Source organism: Psychrobacter sp. PG1 (assembly GCF_014897815.1).
Lineage (GTDB): Bacteria > Pseudomonadota > Gammaproteobacteria > Pseudomonadales > Moraxellaceae > Psychrobacter.
This window is the reverse complement of sequence record NZ_JABUZG010000071.1, coordinates 18,113-38,109: the sequence shown is the minus strand read 5'-3', so window position 1 is coordinate 38,109 and position 19,997 is coordinate 18,113. Positions and strand designations below refer to the sequence as shown.

At 42.8% G+C, this 19,997-nt stretch carries 12 protein-coding genes and 1 pseudogene; 8 read left to right on the top strand and 5 right to left on the bottom strand.

Annotated elements, in window-relative coordinates:
* Positions 1-18: 18 nt before the first annotated feature.
* The 5 genes from INT03_RS11325 to INT03_RS11305 all read right to left on the bottom strand — a co-directional run bounded on the left by INT03_RS11325 (position 19) and on the right by INT03_RS11305 (position 6,599).
* Positions 19-705: a methionine ABC transporter permease gene (locus tag INT03_RS11325; protein WP_060491817.1), complete on the bottom strand. Its 687-nt coding sequence runs from the start codon at positions 703-705 to the stop codon at positions 19-21.
* 19 nt (positions 706-724) lie between these two features.
* Entirely contained in the window at positions 725-1,495 is a 771-nt protein-coding gene (locus INT03_RS11320; RefSeq protein ID WP_193009029.1) for a methionine ABC transporter ATP-binding protein, read from the bottom strand.
* A gap of 501 nt (positions 1,496-1,996) precedes the next feature.
* The gene (locus tag INT03_RS11315; protein WP_193009028.1) at positions 1,997-4,192 is read right to left on the bottom strand and encodes a sensor histidine kinase; all 2,196 of its coding nucleotides are present in this window, start codon (positions 4,190-4,192) and stop codon (positions 1,997-1,999) included.
* A 102-nt stretch (positions 4,193-4,294) separates the two neighbouring features.
* Positions 4,295-5,017 (bottom strand): response regulator transcription factor, encoded by a 723-nt coding sequence (locus INT03_RS11310; RefSeq protein WP_045444030.1) that lies wholly within the window; start codon positions 5,015-5,017, stop codon positions 4,295-4,297.
* Between the two features lie 289 nt (positions 5,018-5,306).
* Positions 5,307-6,599: an efflux RND transporter periplasmic adaptor subunit gene (locus INT03_RS11305; RefSeq protein WP_226951687.1), complete on the bottom strand. Its 1,293-nt coding sequence runs from the start codon at positions 6,597-6,599 to the stop codon at positions 5,307-5,309.
* Positions 6,600-7,288: 689 nt separating this feature from the next.
* On the opposite strand from INT03_RS11305, the gene pilG reads away from it, so the two are divergent.
* From pilG to INT03_RS11265, 8 genes and pseudogenes are all read left to right on the top strand, one after another.
* Entirely contained in the window at positions 7,289-7,666 is a 378-nt protein-coding gene (gene pilG / locus INT03_RS11300) for a twitching motility response regulator PilG (protein ID WP_045453505.1), read from the top strand.
* Positions 7,667-7,948: 282 nt separating this feature from the next.
* Positions 7,949-8,311 (top strand): response regulator, encoded by a 363-nt coding sequence (locus INT03_RS11295; RefSeq protein WP_045444033.1) that lies wholly within the window; start codon positions 7,949-7,951, stop codon positions 8,309-8,311.
* 3 nt (positions 8,312-8,314) lie between these two features.
* The gene (locus INT03_RS11290; protein ID WP_055124771.1) at positions 8,315-8,845 is read left to right on the top strand and encodes a chemotaxis protein CheW; all 531 of its coding nucleotides are present in this window, start codon (positions 8,315-8,317) and stop codon (positions 8,843-8,845) included.
* Between the two features lie 516 nt (positions 8,846-9,361).
* Positions 9,362-10,435 (top strand): annotated as a pseudogene (locus tag INT03_RS11285) (methyl-accepting chemotaxis protein); the annotation flags it as partial.
* A 145-nt stretch (positions 10,436-10,580) separates the two neighbouring features.
* Positions 10,581-11,522, top strand: a complete 942-nt coding sequence (locus tag INT03_RS11280; protein WP_413469134.1) for a CheR family methyltransferase — start codon at positions 10,581-10,583, stop codon at positions 11,520-11,522.
* Between the two features lie 30 nt (positions 11,523-11,552).
* The gene (locus INT03_RS11275; protein ID WP_193009024.1) at positions 11,553-18,461 is read left to right on the top strand and encodes an Hpt domain-containing protein; all 6,909 of its coding nucleotides are present in this window, start codon (positions 11,553-11,555) and stop codon (positions 18,459-18,461) included.
* Positions 18,451-19,455, top strand: coding sequence for a chemotaxis protein CheB (locus INT03_RS11270; RefSeq protein ID WP_045444048.1), 1,005 nt, complete (start codon positions 18,451-18,453; stop codon positions 19,453-19,455). Before INT03_RS11275 ends, INT03_RS11270 begins: the two co-directional genes overlap by 11 nt.
* Before the next feature lie 17 nt (positions 19,456-19,472).
* Positions 19,473-19,988: a hypothetical protein gene (locus tag INT03_RS11265; RefSeq protein WP_193009023.1), complete on the top strand. Its 516-nt coding sequence runs from the start codon at positions 19,473-19,475 to the stop codon at positions 19,986-19,988.
* Positions 19,989-19,997: the final 9 nt, after the last annotated feature.

The window sequence follows — 19,997 nt, the reverse complement described above, 5'->3', positions numbered from 1 at the left end:
TTGTCTAAGTCTTTTTTTCTATCGTTTATCCAACCGGTTAGCCAACCAATTACCCGATGCTTGAATGGATACAACCATTATTGATAGGACAATAACGATAAAAATCATCACCTCCGTTTGATAACGATAGTAGCCATAACGAATGGCTAAATCCCCCAGACCACCGCCGCCAATCATACCTGCCGCTGCTGAATAAGAGAGCAGGCTGATACAGAGAATCGTCACGGACAATACCAGTCCTGAGCGTGCTTCATTGAGTAAGACTTTAATAATGGTCAAAGGACGTGCGCCCATAGACTCGGTCGCCTCAATGATACCGCGTGGCACTTCACGTAAGTTTTGCTCGACCAAACGGGCAAAATAAAACGAACCTGCAATGGCGAGTACCAATGAGGCCGCAATCGGTCCAATACCCGTGCCAACGATAGCCTTCGTAAATGGGCTCATGGCAATCATCAAAATGACAAATGGGAAAGCACGCATAAAGTTGGTGATGCCACCAAGCAGACCATACAATGTTTTGTTTTGCAAAAACTGTCGATCACTGGATAAAAACAAAAATACGCCAAACAACCCACCGATGACAATGGCCACCGTCGTTGAGATGCCCAGCATAATAAATGTATCAATAAACGCGTTCACAATCTCTTTGCGCAGGGCAAACAGCTTGTCTATCGAGGCGGATAATTCACTACCAGTTAACATATTTATTTCTCCTGCCTCATTAGTCTTCGTGCACTAAGCCTTTGCCAATCGGGGTGGTCGCCTGAATCAGACCGTCTCTCACATCCGCAACTTCCAAGAGTTGACCTTGATGCAGTAATGCGGCGCGATCACACAGCCTACGGATGACACTCATCTCATGAGTCACAATCACAATGGTGACGGCAAGTTGTTCGTTGATATCGCGTAGACAAGTCAACAAGCTGCGGGTCGTCGCAGGATCAAGCGCACTGGTCGGCTCATCAGCCAATAATACTTTAGGACTGGGGGCAATCGCTCGAGCAATACCGACACGCTGTTTTTGTCCGCCTGACAGCTGCGCAGGGTAGTGACCAGCGCGGTCTGTTAGATCAACAATCTCTAGGCAATCCATCACTCGTTTATGAATGTCGCGGCTCGGATATCCTGAAACAGTTAAATTAAAGGCCACGTTGTCAAAAACAGTACGATTGGACATCAGATTAAATTGCTGAAAAATCATACCAATATTATGCCGAGCGATACGCAATTCACTGGCAGACAATGTGGTCAAGTCGGTACCATCGACGATGACTTGACCAGCATCTGGACGCTCAAGCATATTGATTAGGCGTAGCAAAGTAGACTTACCGGCACCCGAGTATCCCATTAGGCCGAAGATTTCGCCTTGTTGGACAGATAACGAGGTCGGTTCAACGGCAGTAAACCAATGTGGTTTGCCATCTTTGTCTTTGATTGATCGGTCGCTTAAAAAACTCTTGGTCACATTGTTTAAGACAATCATGTCATTCATGGAGGGCTCAAAATTCAATAATTTTTTTAATAGTCACAAACGCGCTGTCAGGCCTCTTTAACAATGTAAGAAGCCAATTAAGAAACAACCGTTAATAACCCTATAATAAGGGGCGCTAATATAGCATATTATCGAGCACTTTGGATATGAACATCCGTGACAGGCTTATGATTAATAGCTATTAGTAAGAGGGGTTTTGTAGAATGTGAGTCGAGACGATCCAGTAGAATGAAGTGTCTGTTCATAGCACCTTATATAGTCATTCCACTATAAAAGTATTACTGCGTTAACCTCGCTTGAAGTATTAAATATACATCTACACTCGGTTGCCTTGTACTACTTTTAAATTGAATCGACTATAGCATCGCTGACTAGGTCGTGTCCTCATTTTAAAAATAGTGATAAAAATGAGATAAATTGCCGTCAAACAAGGAAAGTAGCGCAAATAATATCGAGACATTGATACGCTATTTGACGATGTTTAGCCATTTTTAGCCCATTCTAGTCATGCTGGTGATAATGTGGGTCGTGCTTGACTGGTATGACAACTAAAAACCTAGTATGTCCATTTAATGTATCAGTAATGATGCGCCCCTGATGTGCGGTAACGATTTGTGATACTAGCGATAAGCCTAGTCCAGAGCCTTTATTTTTTTGTTGCAACCGCACAAATGGGCTAAATACTTCTTCACGTTTGTCTTCTGGAATACCCGTGCCTTCATCAATCACTGCCAATACTGCATATTTCGGTAATGGGCGTACAGGATCGGTCTTGGCTTTTTTTAGATGCTTGGCAAACAAGCCTTCTTTGCGCGGTGTACTGAGTACTTCTGTAGGATTTTGAGTGTTATTTTGAGCATCACCCTTGTCGCGTGTAGTGCCACCTTTATTTATTATGGCACCTTTGGATTTAGGAATTGCATCATTCAAGGCAGTACTCTTAGCGTCATTGATAACTGCAGATGGCTCTTCAGTGTCAGGAACTGCTTTCCAAACCACCTTTTTAATTTTGTCAGTCAAATCATTGGTAAAGTTATGATAATTAGCAATCAATGAGGATGCACTGGTGCTTCCAACGGTATCGTTACTGTTGACTGAGTTTGTCGAAGTACTTGAGTCAGTTTGAACACTATTCACATCAGTAGATTCTGTTAAGGTCGCACAGGTTTCAATAGAGTCAATGTCGCTGTTGGTATTAATATCAGCCTTATCTATTTTAGTCTCTATATTCACATCGGTATCGGTATCGGTATCGGTATCGGTATCGGAATTGAGATCATGCTCAACCGCAATATTTTCTCCGTTTCTATATATCGGTGGTGCTGGCAACAGGATAATAGCATCCGTTGCTTCAGATTTAACTTTACCAGTAATATGAGAAGAATCGTTTAAGTGTGTATGATTATGCGCAATATGATTATGCGTATCGTCTTCATTAACCTCGTTTGGTTCGTGATAGGAGTCAAAATCAGAGCTATTATAATCGGCAAAGCTACTGCAGAGTATCGTTTGTAGCAGGTAATCAGGTATGGTATCTGCTTCATCAATAGTTTGCACACCATACAATAGTACTGTTACGGGTGGCTTGCCGTGTAGCATGGCATTGGTTAACAAGTTGCGAATCAAATGGGTCAACATCGATGATTGACCATCGATCACAATATGTTCACCAATGAGCGTCGCTTCAGGATAATGTTGCCGCTCTTGATTCACCAGATCGTATAAGTCTAAGCTTTCAACTTGCTGCAAGGCATGACCGGCGTCTAAACGACTCACCAGTAGGATACTCTCTACCAAATCATTGAGCCCTGACAAATCGCGGTTAATCGCTTGCGCACGTTTATCAAACTTTGCTTTGGTATCAGATGGTAGCGCTCCTGCGAGCATATCCATCATCTCAATCTGTAAGCGGATACGAGTAATGGGGGTACGTAGCTCGTGAGAAGCATGTGCTAAGAGCAGGTTATTGGCATCGATAAGGTGTTCAATTTTTTGTGCTGCTTGGTTAAATCCACGCGCTAGTGAGGCGATCTCATCGTTACCACGAGCATTCACCCGTACGGTAAAATCACCATCACCCAGTTGCGCCATCTGCTGGCTCATCTGATTGATGCGCCAAGTGATGGTACGAGCAATCCACCATAGGACACCTGCCATAATCAGTAATAGTAGTAGTGTGCCAGTAAATAAATTCAGCGCAGAAGAGAGTACTGGTTTTTTAGGCGGTAAGCGTGATTCATACAAAAGCGTATAGCCGGTGCTGCTATAAACCTGAGCTTGCTTGGTAGGGGAGGTGTCTGCGAGAGAGGGAAAAACGCGTGAAAATAAAGAGGGCGGTGCGGGCAACTCCAATGGCAAATCGCTGTTATCCGTTTGCATTAGCAATCGACCTTCGCTGTCATACAAGCCCATCTTTGCCTGTAACGACTCATCAAAGATATCAAAGCTTTTTTTGACCACTGCTAGCATAAAGCGCGCTTGCAAGCGATTGTCCTCGCTCACAGAGATATTCAGCTCATGCAAGAAAGGGTCTATTTGTCCTAAAATCTGAGTGGCCAATACTTCTGATCGAATACTTGCATCTTTATCGTGCACAAGTTGCGTCAACAGCACCATCGCCACTGCAAATAAAATAAGTGCCAACATGACACTGGCAAATAACTTGGCAAATACCGAACGAAATCCCAACTGCTGCATTAAACCATCTCTACTATCAGCCGTTTATATCGACTCATACTTCTAATTTGCATAAACAAATCAAAAGTATGGTTTTTATCGATTAATTTGCCGCTTTTGTGATCAAACTTGATCAGTGGCAAATTGATAACCAACACCGCGTACCGTAATAATGCGTTTTGGCTGGCGTGGGTTGTCTTCAATTAAAGCACGCAGACGCGAGATATGAACATCAATGGCGCGATCGATATTATCTGAGCTGTCATCATTGGGCATGGCTTGCCACAGTTGCTCGCGATTCAATACTTTACCAGAATGGGTGGCAAAGTAATGCAATAATTGAAACTGATGCGTCGTTAAACGGACAGGCTCATCATCGATGGTCACTTCATGGCTGTCAGGGAACACGCTCAAACGACCAAAGGTCAAGCTATCAGACTGGCTATCTGCTTGATTGGGCTGCTCATGACGGCGAATAACAGCACGGATTCGAGCGAGAAGCTCACGTGGCTCAAAAGGCTTAGATATATAATCGTCAGCACCCATCTCAAGACCTAGCACGCGATCGGTGGTATCGCCTTTCGCTGTCAACATGATAATTGGCACTTTATTGGTCATGTTGTTTTTATTGCCGCGAATTTTTTGACAAACTTGCATACCATCCATGTCAGGCAGCATTAAGTCAAGCACGACCAAATCAATGTCACGCTCTTTAGCATCCAATAAATCAAGCCCTTCTTGACCAAGCCCTGCATGATGGACGTCATAATAATTCATGGTCAGGTAATCGCTGATTAACTCAGCTAGATCAGGATCATCTTCGATTAATAAAATCTGCTTGCTCATGGGTTATCCTCTAGTTGTTGTTATGGTTGGCCAAACGTTTCATCTGTTTTGATATTTTGTATCACGATAAATACATCGCTGATTTTAGGATTTTAAACAGTTAAGCCTCTAGGTTCTCAAACTTTCTAAGATTTCTCAAACTTTCAAGATATTGAGTCATTTAATACCAATGATTCATAATACTCGGTTCATGCTATATATTATACGGTCATATTGCCTAATTACGCAGTTACAAAACAAGAGAGGCTTTGTTAATGTTTCTACACAATGTAACTGTCGGCATGCATAGCTATGAGACATTGACTTTTTTACCTTTAGCATCAGCCGGTAAATCAGCCAAACAAATCAAACTGTCGTTGCTAATACCTGCAATTAAATACTGCTTTGTGATAGGGTCATATTCGACTACTTCAATAGGCTGGCGTGTCAGGCGCTGATCCTGTCCAATAATCCACACGTTAGCAGTCAACGGTGACAGAGGCTTATATGGTGACGTTTGTAATTCTGTCAAGTCAACATCGTGCAACGCGCGCTTAGGTACGATAGTGCCCACATCTATTTGACCATAATTAACCCGCCCCGTGACTTTCATATCTGGCAATAACTTGTCTCGACTTGCTTCATTGTCAATGACGTTAACATAGACCAACAGCTTTTTTGGCTGGCTGGTCGCGGTCAGTTTACTGACTTGTCCTGTGAACTGTTCCGACATACCTTCAGCTGTAAAATTGACAGTCTGACCAACCGAAAGTTGCGGTTCTGCTTGAATAGGTAGGGTCGCGATAAAGTGTAATTTAGTTTCATCGCTAATCTGTAATAAAGGCGTGCGCGCCTCTAGTCTTTGACCTGCTTTGGCATATAAGTTTTTTACGCGGCCAGAAAAACTGGCACGCACAGTGATCAAATTATACTGATTCTGCTGCGGTTTTGAGCTCGCCGTGCTATTAGCGCTGGTTTGGTCATTGTTTTTAGGATTGCCGACTGCGTTTTTAGGAGCGCCCACTGTGGCTTTTGCTGCTGCCTCTTCTTTGTTAGCAATTGGATCGTTTTTAGTGGTTGTTGCACCATTTTCTGCTGTAGGTTGATTGGGTTTTGAGCTAGCGTCCGTTTTTTGTGAGTGTGTTTGCTTTACATCAACCGCATCGTTCGTCATCTCAGAATCTGGGGCAACGCTGTTCGATGCCGAAGATTGCTCCTTGGCTGGGTTGGATGCATCTACTGTTTTGCTTTCTGATTGCACGCGTCGAACAATAAGCAGCGGCATATCTTTTTCTACCCATTGACCCTCAGTAACCAGTATTTCTTCGACGTTAATGGGGTATGCAGCGATAAGCTTAGTCTGTTTGATAGGTTCGATCTTACCTTGTAAACCAAGGCTAGGCTGATAACGTGAAGGTTTTATGCTTAATATATGATCTGGCGTCATGGTCACACTATCGTCGATAATGACAATAGGGGTATCTACAGTCTCACTGTTTTCTGCAGTCACAGGCTCATTGGTAGGCGGTGATGGCTGACAGGCAGCAAGAAGAAAAGCACTCAGTAGATAGGTGCTATTTTTTAAAAATTTAGAAGCCGTCATAGCAGTCACCATAGTAGTCATCGTTTTATTATATAGTGAATTGCAACTGGGTGAAATAAGTGCAGAAAACTTAATAAACAGCTGACATTAAGGCTGATAAATCCAGTCATTAGCTAAGCTAGGAGTGATAGCAAGTCTGAACAAATTTTTATATTACTGATCAGTTCGAATATTGGCTCACTCATAACTGGAAATTAGTCGATAACTGTGCTAAAACAAACATAACAAAATACAATGATACATTTTTATCACAAAAGAAAATTATTCAGCAATGTGCCAAGCGTTTCTATATAATGCAGAAATATCATAAGGTTGATGGTTATTCTACTTCGAGCTTACCTCTTTTATCGTCATGGTCATCAGTAATAAAAGGTACTTTACCTCGTTTTAGACCAAATACGGTTGCAGTAGACGATAATAAAAGCAAAATAAGTCGTCTAAAAAGCCATAGATTTGGCGCAATTTAGTAAGCTTATTAATTAGAAAGTGCGTATAGTAGCCCATGTTGACGCTCTGTTTGACAGGCAGATACTGGCAGATGATATGTCGACTGTCATAACATATGGTAATGCAAATTTAGCGTCTCATATCAGTCCAATAATGAATGATATGACAGGTTGAAATAACCGTTAAATTTTTGCATTGATGGATGGTATTAAGAATAAATAGTCGTTTATAGGACACTGATAATGGAAAATAATTTTGATGGTTTAAAAGTAATGGTGATTGATGATTCAAAAACCATTCGCCGTACCGCAGAGACTTTATTACAAAAAGCGGGTTGCGAAGTTGTGACCGCCATTGATGGTTTTGATGCTTTAGCAAAAATTGTCGATAACAATCCAGATATTATTTTTGTCGACATCATGATGCCGCGTTTGGATGGCTATCAGACTTGTGCGCTAATAAAAAACAACCCTGATTATGCCAGCAAACCTGTGATTATGTTGTCGTCTAAAGATGGCTTATTTGACAAAGCGCGTGGTCGTATTGTGGGTTCAGATGAGTATCTGACCAAGCCATTTAGTAAAGATGAGCTGTTCGAGGCAATTAATCAGTACCGCTAATATAAATAAGTCCACTTGTAGATATATCATTAAATATTGTCTTACAAGTTGGTATGATTTATGCATAGCTATGCTTTATATAGAGTCAGATAAATTAGGCTAGGCATTACGGTTAAGAGATTTAGTATTGATAAAATATTACTAATAACGGCTCAATATTTAATCGAAACTGTTAAGAGAGTTGCCCTGCCATTCATGGTTGGCGTGCTACTTTCAGTCGGATTGTCTCAATAATATAACAACATATCCTTATGGATACTTTCGAAAATAAAGGAAATTCCTATGACTACAGTTTTAGTCATTGACGACTCACCATCTGAGATGGCGAAATTTCGCGACATGCTTGCCAGACATAATTTTAAAGTATTAGAGGCTATAAATGGTGAGCAAGGTTGCCAGATGGCCATTGATCACTTACCAGATGTCATTTTAATGGACGTGGTTATGCCTGAGATGAACGGTTTTCAGGCCACTCGCAAAATTACTCGAGGTAAAACCACCGCGCATATTCCAGTGATTATGATCAGTACCAAAAATCAGGAAACCGATCGAGTTTGGGGAAAACGCCAAGGCGCTAAAGAGTATATGGCAAAGCCCGTTGACGAAAATGGATTGGTTAATATCATTCGTAAAGTAATGGAGTAGATTGTGGCTTCCAGAGGGTTTATTGAGCTTCTGCGTTTAGCAGACTTGGCACGCGCGCGCAAAAGTGGTCGCCGCGGTGGACAAGAGTATGACTGGCAAGGTGTGGTATTCGAGATTGGCGGACAGCGGTTAGTTGCACCGATGGGTCAAGTATCAGAAGTATTGGCCATGCCAGAGTATACCAGCTTGCCTCTAGTGAAGCCTTGGATGCTAGGCATCGCCAATATTCGCGGACGCCTATTGCCAATCACCGATTTGTCTCAGTTTCTACAGGTTCCTAGTCGTTTAACGCAAATGAGCCAACGCAAAGTCATTGTCATTGAACATGACAATCTCTTTTCAGGACTGTTAGTGGATCAAGTTATTGGGATTGAACAATTTACGCATGATCAATACCGTGCCGAAGCTATAGAGCCTAATTCGCCCTTTGCTCCTTATAATCACGGTAAGTTCTTTAAAAATGAGCAAGATTGGTATGTTTTTATGCCAAGCCTGCTCGCACAAGACCTGCAGTATACCGATGCTGCAATATAGCAGTCGATAACAGCTATCTGGCTGCTATAACGATGACGAAATAATAGCGAATGACATGATACGGTTGGGTGTCAGTATTCATACAGGCTTTGCTAATCACTGTTGTTTTTATAACAATAAGATTGTCAAAGTCAGTCACGATGAGACTTTGATGATTGTTTGAAAGGAATACGTACGATGAGTGATGTTATAAAGAAACCTGTAGCTGGTACGAACAATACAACAGATGGCAAGGACGCTAATAGCAAGTGGAAGTTATTGTTAGGGTTTTTTGTGCTAATAAGTGTGGCCTGCCTGATTTGGCTGGTCAATTCGTTATCGTCAGTAAGTCAGTACTTGGCTGATTTTAATCAATCCGTTACTTTACCAGCGATTATATTTGTCGTAGGGGTATTAGGCATCCTCTTTGCTCTGTATCAGTTACTGAAGCAGCGTGGGGGATCAGAGCGCCTACTCATTGAAAAAGAAACCTTGCGTCGTCGTCAGGAAGCAGAAGCGGAATCTGAGCGAGCGCGTCAAATTCAAGAAGAAAACGAACGTAACCAGATTGCTATTCTACGTTTACTTGATGAATTGGGTGATTTAGCAGAAGGTGATTTGACGGTTAATGCCACCGTATCAGAAGATTTTACTGGGGCAATTGCTGACTCAGTGAACTTTGCGATTGACCAATTACGTCAATTGGTTTTGGTTATTAACAACACGGCTGACCGCGTTTCGCAGTCTTCAGACCAAACACAGATGAATGCAGTCGAACTTGCTGAAGCATCTGAGCACCAAGCACAAGAAATTGCTGGTGTATCGGCGGCTATTAATGAGATGACCGTATCGATTGACCAAGTTTCGAACAACGCTTCAGAATCAGCGACTGTTGCTCAGCGCTCAGTAGCCATCTCTCATAATGGAGCGGAAGTTGTACAGCGCTCTATTGAAGGTATGAACGTGATTCGTGATCAGATTCAAGAGACCTCAAAACGTATTAAGCGTCTTGGTGAGTCTTCGCAAGAAATTGGTGATATCGTTGGTTTGATTAATGATATTGCTGATCAGACCAACGTTTTGGCATTGAATGCTGCTATTCAGGCATCGATGGCAGGTGAGGCTGGTCGAGGCTTTGCGGTCGTTGCTGATGAAGTCCAACGTCTTGCTGAGCGTTCAGCTAACGCTACCAAACAGATTGAAACCTTGGTAAAAACCATTCAGGCAGATACCAACGAAGCAGTTATGTCAATGGAATCGACGACCTCTGAAGTTGTGCGCGGTGCACGTTTGGCAAAAGATGCTGGTGAAGCCCTAGAAGAAGTGCAGAGCGTTTCTAATACCTTGGCTGACTTGATTCAAAACATCTCAAACGCCGCTTTGCAGCAGTCAGAATCTGCTGGTCACATCTCCCATACGATGAATATTATTCAAGATATTACCTCACAGACCTCTTCTGGCACAATGGCAACCGCGCGCTCTATTGGTGAGCTGAGCGAAATGGCTGCAGCATTGCAAGAGTCAGTCACTGGTTTTAAAGTGTCGAACGATGATGAGCTACTAGAAAACGAGATGTTGGACACCGAAGAAGCGTTATCAGCAAGTGTGTAATGACAAGTGTTAACGTCAAGTAGGTGTTAGACCACTGACCGTTTTTAAATTAATGTGTTAATAATATGCTGTGCAGATACGATGATTTGCAGCAGTGACTATAGCAGGTGACGTGAATAATTTTACTCAACCAGACAGCAATCTAATTAAAGCAGTTAAGCCCTCGTTGATTAAGGGTTTGCTGCAGGCAGACAGTTTTGATGTGCAGCAGTGGCAGCGATATATAGAACAAGAGATTGGTTTCGTTCTACCCAATGTCCAGCTGCAATGGTTGATAAATGCGATTGACCACACGGCATTATCACATGGATTGACAGTTGAAAAGCTGTGGTGTCAACTACCAAAAAACGATGAAATACGCCAGCAGTTATTGGATAAAGTACTGATTCACGAAAGTCGTTTTTTTCGCCATATGCCTTCTATCGATTTTGTCACAAAGAGTGCATTACAGCATCAGCGACAGCAGCTTACTGCCACTAGTACTGATCGTGGTCACAACAATGATGCTAATGATTTATTTCGCATTTGGAGTGTTGGTTGTGCCAGTGGGCAAGAAACATGGTCATTGGCGATGAGCTTGGCTTCTGAACAATTGATTAATTATACGATATTGGGTACGGATGTTAGCCAACAAGCCATTACAAAAGCACGATTAGGGCAGTATGATAAGCGGCAGCAGTCGTTAATTCCAGACCTGTGCCAGCAGTTCGTTCAGCCATGGCGAGCTAAGTGTGATATCAGTCAATCGCATTTTTATAAGGTGTCTACCGCAAAAAAGGCGATGACTGGCACTCAGACCGACTGGCAGATTGCGCCAACATTACGACGCTATGTTAGCTTCGCTTTACACAATATTATTGAGCAAAAACCACCCACTTCGCACCTTCAGCATGTCATTATCTGTCAAAATATGCTGCTATATTTTCGCAAGTTTGATCAGCGTGATATTTTGGCAAGGCTATCAGAGCAGTGTGCGTTAGGTGGATATATTATATTGGCTCCAGGTGAGGCGTTGTTTTGGCGTCCTTCAAATATGCGCCGTATTGCGCACCCACAGGTTAATGTGTGGCAAAAAATTAATGTCTAGATTAGTGCCTAGACAAGTTAGGATAACCCTATGAAAAACCAGCCCAATGACATAGTGACGCTTGAGTGGTTATTACCACTGTTTAATCAGCAATTATCACAGATATCTGATGGCTGGCAGTTAGACGCTGATAGCACTGATTACGATCAGATGGTGCAACATTATCATCAGGTTGGCGGCGCGCTAACGATGATTCGCCTTAATTTATTAGCAGATATTGCCAATAAACTGAGCTTGCTGGCAGACGTTAGCAGTCGCGATCGTATTTCTGCTAACGACCGCCGCATTGGTCAGTTTTCTCATCGCTTACTACAGCGTGAATTGAATCAATACGCAGGTATGGGTAATCACAACACCATTTTAATTGATAATGCTGCTGACGAGCTTACTCAAGCACTATCGAAACTGGGGGTAGCGCTAGATATCTCGGTCAGCTTGGCGAATACTCAGCATAATAATCTAAATAATCATGCTATCGATGATCATATTATCGATGCTATCAATAGCATCGAAGTGATGATGCCGGCGAATAGAACGGCGACGCATTTAGCTGATTATCACTATCAACAATTATTACTGGTTTGGCGACAGCAAGTACAAGCGTTATTGAGTGCCAATACCAATCAACCGTCCTTATTGACTACACTAGAAAGAGTCAGCCAATACTTATGGCAGACCACTCAACATGATGACTTACAACGCCTTTGGTACTTAACGGAACTGTGGCTAAATGACCTTGCTCATAATGATACCCCATTACCTGAGCATTATGCGTCATTGCTAAGTCAGCTGGATCAAGTAATAGAGTCTCGCACTAAGCAAGCTGAGTTATCATCAAGCGTTATTCGAAGCTTAACCATAAAGGTGTATATCGAACTAAATAACCTTCCTCAAAGTAGCAAGCGCACTCAGTCACTTCTAAATAATTTGTCGCAAACGTCGTCAATAGGATCACGTTTTTTACCACGTATACTCAGTGAGCTTGAGACACTTATCTTTACTTTGGATAAGCCAGACACGCTTCTCGTTCCTTTACAGAAAATACAAAGTCAACTCGAAGGTCGAGGTTGGACTTATTACGTGTCGCAAATACATGCAATTGTTACAGACATAGAGCAGGCTCTATCATCAGAAACAGGATTTGCGCAAGAACAATGGCAGATTGAGCGTCAGCTTCAAGAGCTATATAACGCTATCTATCATACCGAACAGACGATATCTCTCAAGATAGGGGACGCCGCTTCTTTTACGACATTGTCTGCAACGTTTGAAGCTATTGAGACGCAGTCGGAAGAAAGTCCTGCGACGGCTTCTGTTGGTGGAAGTTTACGTGAGCTGCGCATCGCGGTAGAAGATGTCAAACAAAGCTTTCATGAATATGTACAGCGTCAAGACATTGACTTACTGCCCATTGCTGCTGATTTTACCGATATTGGTGATGCTTTTGCCGACATGGGATTGCCATCAATTCGCCAAACCATGAATGATATGGCAAGCATATTTACACAATTGACCATTCATGAGATTGAGGTACTCAGTTGGGATGTGACTCAGGCATTGGCTGAAGGGCTAACGTCTATTGAATTGTTGCTTGACTACCTTGCACAGCAGGTTTTTGACCAGCAGCTATTAATGCGGGCAAATGAGTATACTGCGACTGCCGCCCAACTTCTTACTCATTATATTGCATCGCCAGAGACCATTAAAGACACTTTCCTTACCCAAAAATCTGTAGCGACCAACGTATTGCGTTACGATGATAGTGGCGAGATTGCTCCTGCTAATAGTCAAAATGATGTTGCTAACCAAGCTTTGACTGATGTAGATAATGAGCGTGTGGTAGGGCAAGATGCGGCTGATGATGATAGTACCGAGAGTGAACCATTAACGCGTGCTCGTGAACAAGTTAAGCCTGATAATTTTGAGATGGACGCAGAGATTCGTGACATCTTTATCGAAGAGGTGACGGAAGTCATTGCTGATTTAGAAGACTTTTTACCTATCTGGCAGCAAGACTCAAAGGATTTAACCCCACTCACTGAAGTGCGTAGAGGGTTCCATACCTTAAAAGGCTCAGGACGTATGGTTGGGGCTTTTAGCATCAGCGAGATGGCATGGTCAATCGAAAATCTGCTCAATCGTCTGTTAGATAAAACGCTGCCTGTCACAGATGACGTCGTAAATCTGGTGATGGATACGGCAAAACGGCTACCAGCATTAGTGATAGATTTTGAAGCGCAACAATCTCCAAGCTTTGATCCTGCTGTCACTATTCTACAAAGCCATAATCTCATGACACAGCAACCTATCAATGCTGGGCTGACCATATTAGATGCTGTCACTGCTGATTCAGACTCAGCATTAGAACTATCGCAACCATTTGATGATGATGCTGAATTGCTAAGTGCTCTCGACATGAGCAATGAGTCAAACGAGACAACTGCTGATAGTAAAAAGAGCACTGCTGTTGCTTACTTATCTGCTATTGATATTCCAGCGATACTCAAACCCTTTATGCAAGAAACCGAGCAGCTAGCGGCAGATGCTCATGATGCCGATCCTGATATTAAAGAGATATTTTTAGAAGAAGCTGATGAAGTATTGGCTGAGATTGTACCTTTATATGAAGATTGGCGATTATTGCCAGCTGACTTAAGCGGATTGGTGGATATTCGTCGTGGGTTCCATACCTTAAAAGGTTCCGGTCGTATGGTCGGTGCAAATTATACGGCTGAGCTGGCTTGGGCTATAGAAAATATGCTTAATCGCATTTTGGATCATAGTGTGACTGTCTCAACAGATATGCGTCAGCTTATTGCGGATGTGCTAGCTGCCTATCCTGCGATGCTAACAGTATTTGAAAATGACAGCCAAAACTATCCGGTGATGGTGCCTTTATGGATCGCATGCGCCAATGCCTACAGCAAACAGCAAGGGGACGAATTTAGCTATTCTGCCTTGTATGAGCAAGCATCAAATAGTTCTGAGGATGAGACCATCCAAGCGTCAGTACTATCGCCTGCTATTGATGAGCATAGCCCGACCCAAGATAATCTTAATACAGCGATAGATACCACGCTGCAGACGATTAATTCTGTCAATGAAATGATAGCAGAAGCGCCTATTTATTTAGCACCGCAAAGCGAAGAAGAAAAAATGTTTTGTGAGATTTTTATCGACGAAGCAGAAGGACTGTTGCAAGATATTGACCAATTCGTTGATGAGCATCAAGATCAGTCTTATATTGAAGTGACGGATGAGATTGTACGCGCATTCCATACCTTGCGAGGGGCTTCAGGTTCTAGCGCTTTAGCAGCGATCAGCGAGGTTAGCGCAACGATAGAGCATAGCTTAGAGCTACTACAGCAGCAAGATACTGCGATGAATGCTCAACATCTAGAAGCATTGGCGAAGTCTGCTACGCTAATGGACGGTTATTTAAACAACTACAAGCAAAACGTTCAGCCGCAAAATATATCGATCGAAGATGCACAAAGTCAGCAAGACATAGCCTCATTGCAAGCCATGCTTGGTGATCAATACGTCATTAGCGATGATAAGGTCACGGCTGATAACAAACCAACGATAGAGCAGTTGTTGGATAATAATATTGATGAACTATTGGATGCTGAGTGGGAATTAGATGACGCACTTAATCACTCTGAGACAGCACATGTTCAGGGCTATATATCGCAGCAAATATCGCAAATAGCTTACTTAGCCAATAAAGCAAAAGCGTTTCCAAAATTCACTTTTATTCTCAATGAGTTGGGTCACGCTTATGCCTATTTGAGTGATAATATTGATACAGCAAGAAATATCGATACCCAGTCGGTTTTACACGCTGGTCATGCTCAACTGGTTGGTTTGTTCGATGCATTGGCTGGTAGCACGTCATTGAAGATTGATCAACAAGTTATTGAAGATCTACAACGTATTTACCAAGACGATGATAGCAATGGTGATGAGGGTATCTTTGTCGTGAGAGCCGTTGCAGCACCTGAGCTACAGCTTGAATCTATTGATACTGATGCTGAGCTATTAGAGATATTTTTAGAAGAAGCTCAAGAGCTCGATGCCGCGCTGGATGAGAGTTTTAATAAGTGGCGTACTGATATAAGCAATATAAATGCGTTAAAAGTTTTACAGCGCCATCTGCACACTATCAAAGGTGGTGCGCGAATGGCAGGTATTCGTAGTATTGGTGATCTGACCCATGAAGCTGAAAGTGTCTATGAAGCATTTGTAGAGAATAGAAGAATACCGACAGCACAATGGCTTGAAATAATGCAAATAGTGCAAGACACAATGTCGTTGCAAGTACTGCATATCGTAAATCATAAAAAATCATTTTTTGCCTCAGCGCTGATTGAGCAACTACAACAGTTTGTAAAAGCCCAAGCCTTGCCAGAAACGGTAGAGCTAATCATACCTATACCGAAAACCCGCTTCGAACCTGAAGCACAAAGTAGGGTGGCTAACAACGCTCACCTCAGCGCTGACGTATCTGATACCTTGAGCCTAGACATGATGATTAAACAGTCATGGGCGAATGGTTTGCCAGATCCTGATATATTGTCGGTGTTTTTAGAAGAGGCTGAGGAGCTCACCAATCGTAATAAGTATTTGCAACTGTTCTTAAAAGATACCAATAATACGACAGCATTACAGGCATTGCAGCGTGATTTGCATACTATCAAAGGTGGTGCACGAATGGTCACCGCAGCTGGTATCGCTGATCTGGCACATGAAATGGAATCGGTTTATACAGATTTTGTAGATAATCGTCGTCCTGCTACCAAAAAAGTATTGGAGTTGCTGGTTGCCAGTCATGACTGGCTTGCTGATGCAATATCTATCCTTAGACAACATGTCAATCCACCGACGCCTGCGCTATTGATTGAGGCATTGCAGCAATTTAGTAAAAATCCTGACAGCTTAAAGCAAATCCCTAAAGAATCCCTACAATCGCAGCATGAAGCGCTCTTTATTGCTAGAGAACAGCAAGACTCACAGTATCTGGCAAAAGATATTAGCGAGATGCCCTCTATGCTCAGCAGTACGGGTGAGGAAGATCAGAGTGCCAATAATAATGAGATGATTCGTATCTCAGGTGGTTTGATCGAGCATATGATTAACCTGTCTGGTGAGTCAGCCATCAACCGTGCTCGTATCGATATGGGCATGAGTAGCTTGACCAATAGTATCGAAGATATGGGTATTACGGTACAGCGCTTAGCTGATCAGTTACGCCGAATGGAAATCGAGCTTGAGGCGCAGATCTTGTCGCAGATAGACGATGAGCTGATTAATCATGAAGGGTTTGACCCTCTAGAGATGGATCAATATTCTTCTTTAAATCAGTTATCCAAATCTTTGACAGAGTCAGCCTCAGATTTGATTGATATTAATCATACTCTATTAGAAAAAACACGAGACAGTGAAAGCCTTTTATTACAGCTGTCTCGTACACAGACCGAGTTACAAGATGGGCTTATGAATTCACGTATGGTGCCGTTTACGCGCTTAACGCCACGTCTTGAGCGTATCGTACGACAAACTGCCAATGAGCTGAATAAATCTGTCGAATTAACGATCATCAATGCCGATGATGAGATGGATAGAACCATTCTAGAGCGCATCACTTCACCGCTTGAACATATGCTCCGTAACGCCGTCGATCATGGTATCGAAAATACCTCAACGCGTTTAAAAGCAGGTAAAGAGCGTAGTGGTCGCATTACTCTTGAGGTAAATCGAGAAGGTAGTGAGATTGTCATTCAGTTAATAGATGACGGTCGCGGCATCGATGTAGAAGCCGTTCGTAACAAAGCCATTTCTCAAGGCTTGATTGATGCAAATGATAACAGCCTAACAGATCTTGATATCATGCAGTATATTTTCCATGCTGGATTGAGTACCAGTAAGCAAGTAACGCAGATTTCTGGACGTGGCGTGGGCATGGACGTGGTCATCAGCGAGATTCGTCAATTAGGTGGTGCTGTATCGGTTGTCTCAGAGCTGGGTAAAGGCTCACGCTTTACGATGCGTTTACCACTGACGGTTGCGGTATCTGATGCATTGGTTGTGCGTGCCGCGGATCGCTATTATGCGATACCTTTGGTACAGATTGAGCGTGTGGTACGGATTAATCCAGAGAAGCTTTATGACTATTACCAGTCAGGCGATGCAACGTTGAACTTTGAAGATGTTGATTATCGAGTGCGTTATTTAAATGAGATTTTGTCAGGCAATGAACTGAATGAGCTGGTCGTTAATACCAATACCAGTTTGCCACTCATTATCATTAAGAATCGTAGCGGACAGAATATTGCATTGCAGGTTGATCAGATTGCAGGGTCACGTATCGAAGTCGTGGTCAAACCTCTAGGACAACAGTTATCGAATCTACCAGGTATTTCAGCAGCGACTATCATGGGCGATGGTTCAGTAATGCTTATCTTAGACCTGATTGCTTTGATGCGTAATGCGCAGTTGGTCAAAAATATCTCGCAATCTGCTGATGCTAAACGGAGTCGTTTAGAGTTTAAGTCTACTATTTTAGTGGTGGATGACTCTGTTACCGTACGTAAAGTGACGTCACGTTTCTTAGAACGCCAAGGGTTTACTGTGGCCGTGGCAAAAGATGGTATCGATGCGATTGAGATATTACAAGACATGATACCAGACATGATATTGCTCGACATTGAGATGCCACGTATGGATGGTTTCGAGGTGGCTACTCAAGTGAGACACAGCAAGCGCTTACAACATATCCCAATCATCATGATCACATCACGTACAGGTGAAAAGCATCGTGAGCGTGCACTGGAAATTGGTGTGAATGATTACATGGGTAAGCCATTCCAAGAACAAGAGCTACTTAATAAAATCCAGCACATACTGGGTCAAAAGGTCAGCTTAACTTATGAAGGATAATGCACGTGTTTTGGCGCTAAGAGGAAAAAACAAGGATGATATTAAGGTGATGGTAGTGGCAGAAGACCATCATCAGCGTATGGCCTTTTCAGATACTGTACGCAGTTGTGGTTTTAGCCTTGTTGGCTGTATGTCACGGGCGCAACTGCAAGAAAAACAGGGGCGCTCTGATACCTCGATTGACATCTGGCTAATAGATAGTGATTACGACGACAGTGTGGTAGCCGCGACCACGGCATCTAAACCTGCTGCAGTGTTGGTGGGTTTTAGTCAAGCACCTTATCTAAATGAAGCGCCGCAATATGCCAAATGGCAGCGCAAATTAAAGCGTAAGCTGGCACATATGCTGGCATTACCCGTTTTAATGGATGCACCCGTGCACAAACCTGATAATGCTGATGCAGACTGGCGCTACGTAGTATTTTTGGGTGCTTCTATGGGTGGGCCGAGTGCTATAAAAGAATTTTTGGATAACTTGTCGGCGACGCTACCGGTGTGTATTTTGCTGGCGCACCATTTTAATAAAACGATGATTGGCACACTGCCACGCATCCTGAATCGCCATAATGACTGGCATTGTCAGGTAATTACTTCTTCGCAGCGTTTAAGAGCAGGCCAGTGTCTTATAGCTCCTATTGATAAACAGATTGTTTGTGACTCTACCGGTCGAGTCATATTGCTAGAGCAAGCTTGGGAGGGTGAGTATAAGCCCGCGATTGGTCAGATTCTTAAAAACACCAGCGACGTTTATGGTAGCGAGCTTATCAATATTATATTTTCTGGTATGGGTAATGATGGTTCGCAGTATCTGGATCTCATTCAAGAAAACAACAGTCAATTGTGGGTACAAGATCCCAGCTTAAGCGCTTGCCCAAGTCAACCTCAGGCGATTATTGATTCAGGGTATTGTGGTTTTATTGGCAGTCCAGCCGATTTAGCACAAAAACTAACAGATTATATTGATGAAAGATTAGTAGTAGCCTCTTTGCATTAACTGATTGTGAGCGATGTATGAAACAAATTTTGAAACATTCGTTTGAGGCAGTGAGTTTACTGACCACAAATAACGGTATGCTTGATGTCACTATTGTGCCAGCATTTGACCAACCTGACTGGCTTATTCCAAGCAGCCTGATTTTGAGTGTGGATGATTATAATGAGCGCACGGCAACCTATGAATGGCAGCAGCAAAAGGTAGTGGTATGTCACCTGCTACCACAGGATCAAATGCCAGATACCATGATTGTATTAGAGGGCAATACTACCGATCATCGCTTAGCTTTACAAACGGCAGGCGAGCTGCACCACCGACAAGTGCGTATTTCTGAGGTTAAAGATATTGACGTTCCTGAGCAATTTAACAGCCCTAAGCATGCCGATAATATAGACAGCGACAAAACAGCCCTACCTTTTGATGAAAACGTTATGCTATCCTATCTTTTCCAAACGGTTATGATTGATGATAAGGCTTATTTGGTGCCCGACTTAGACAAAATTGCGCATCAATTGGTCGATTTAGACAGTTAGCTTCTCGCT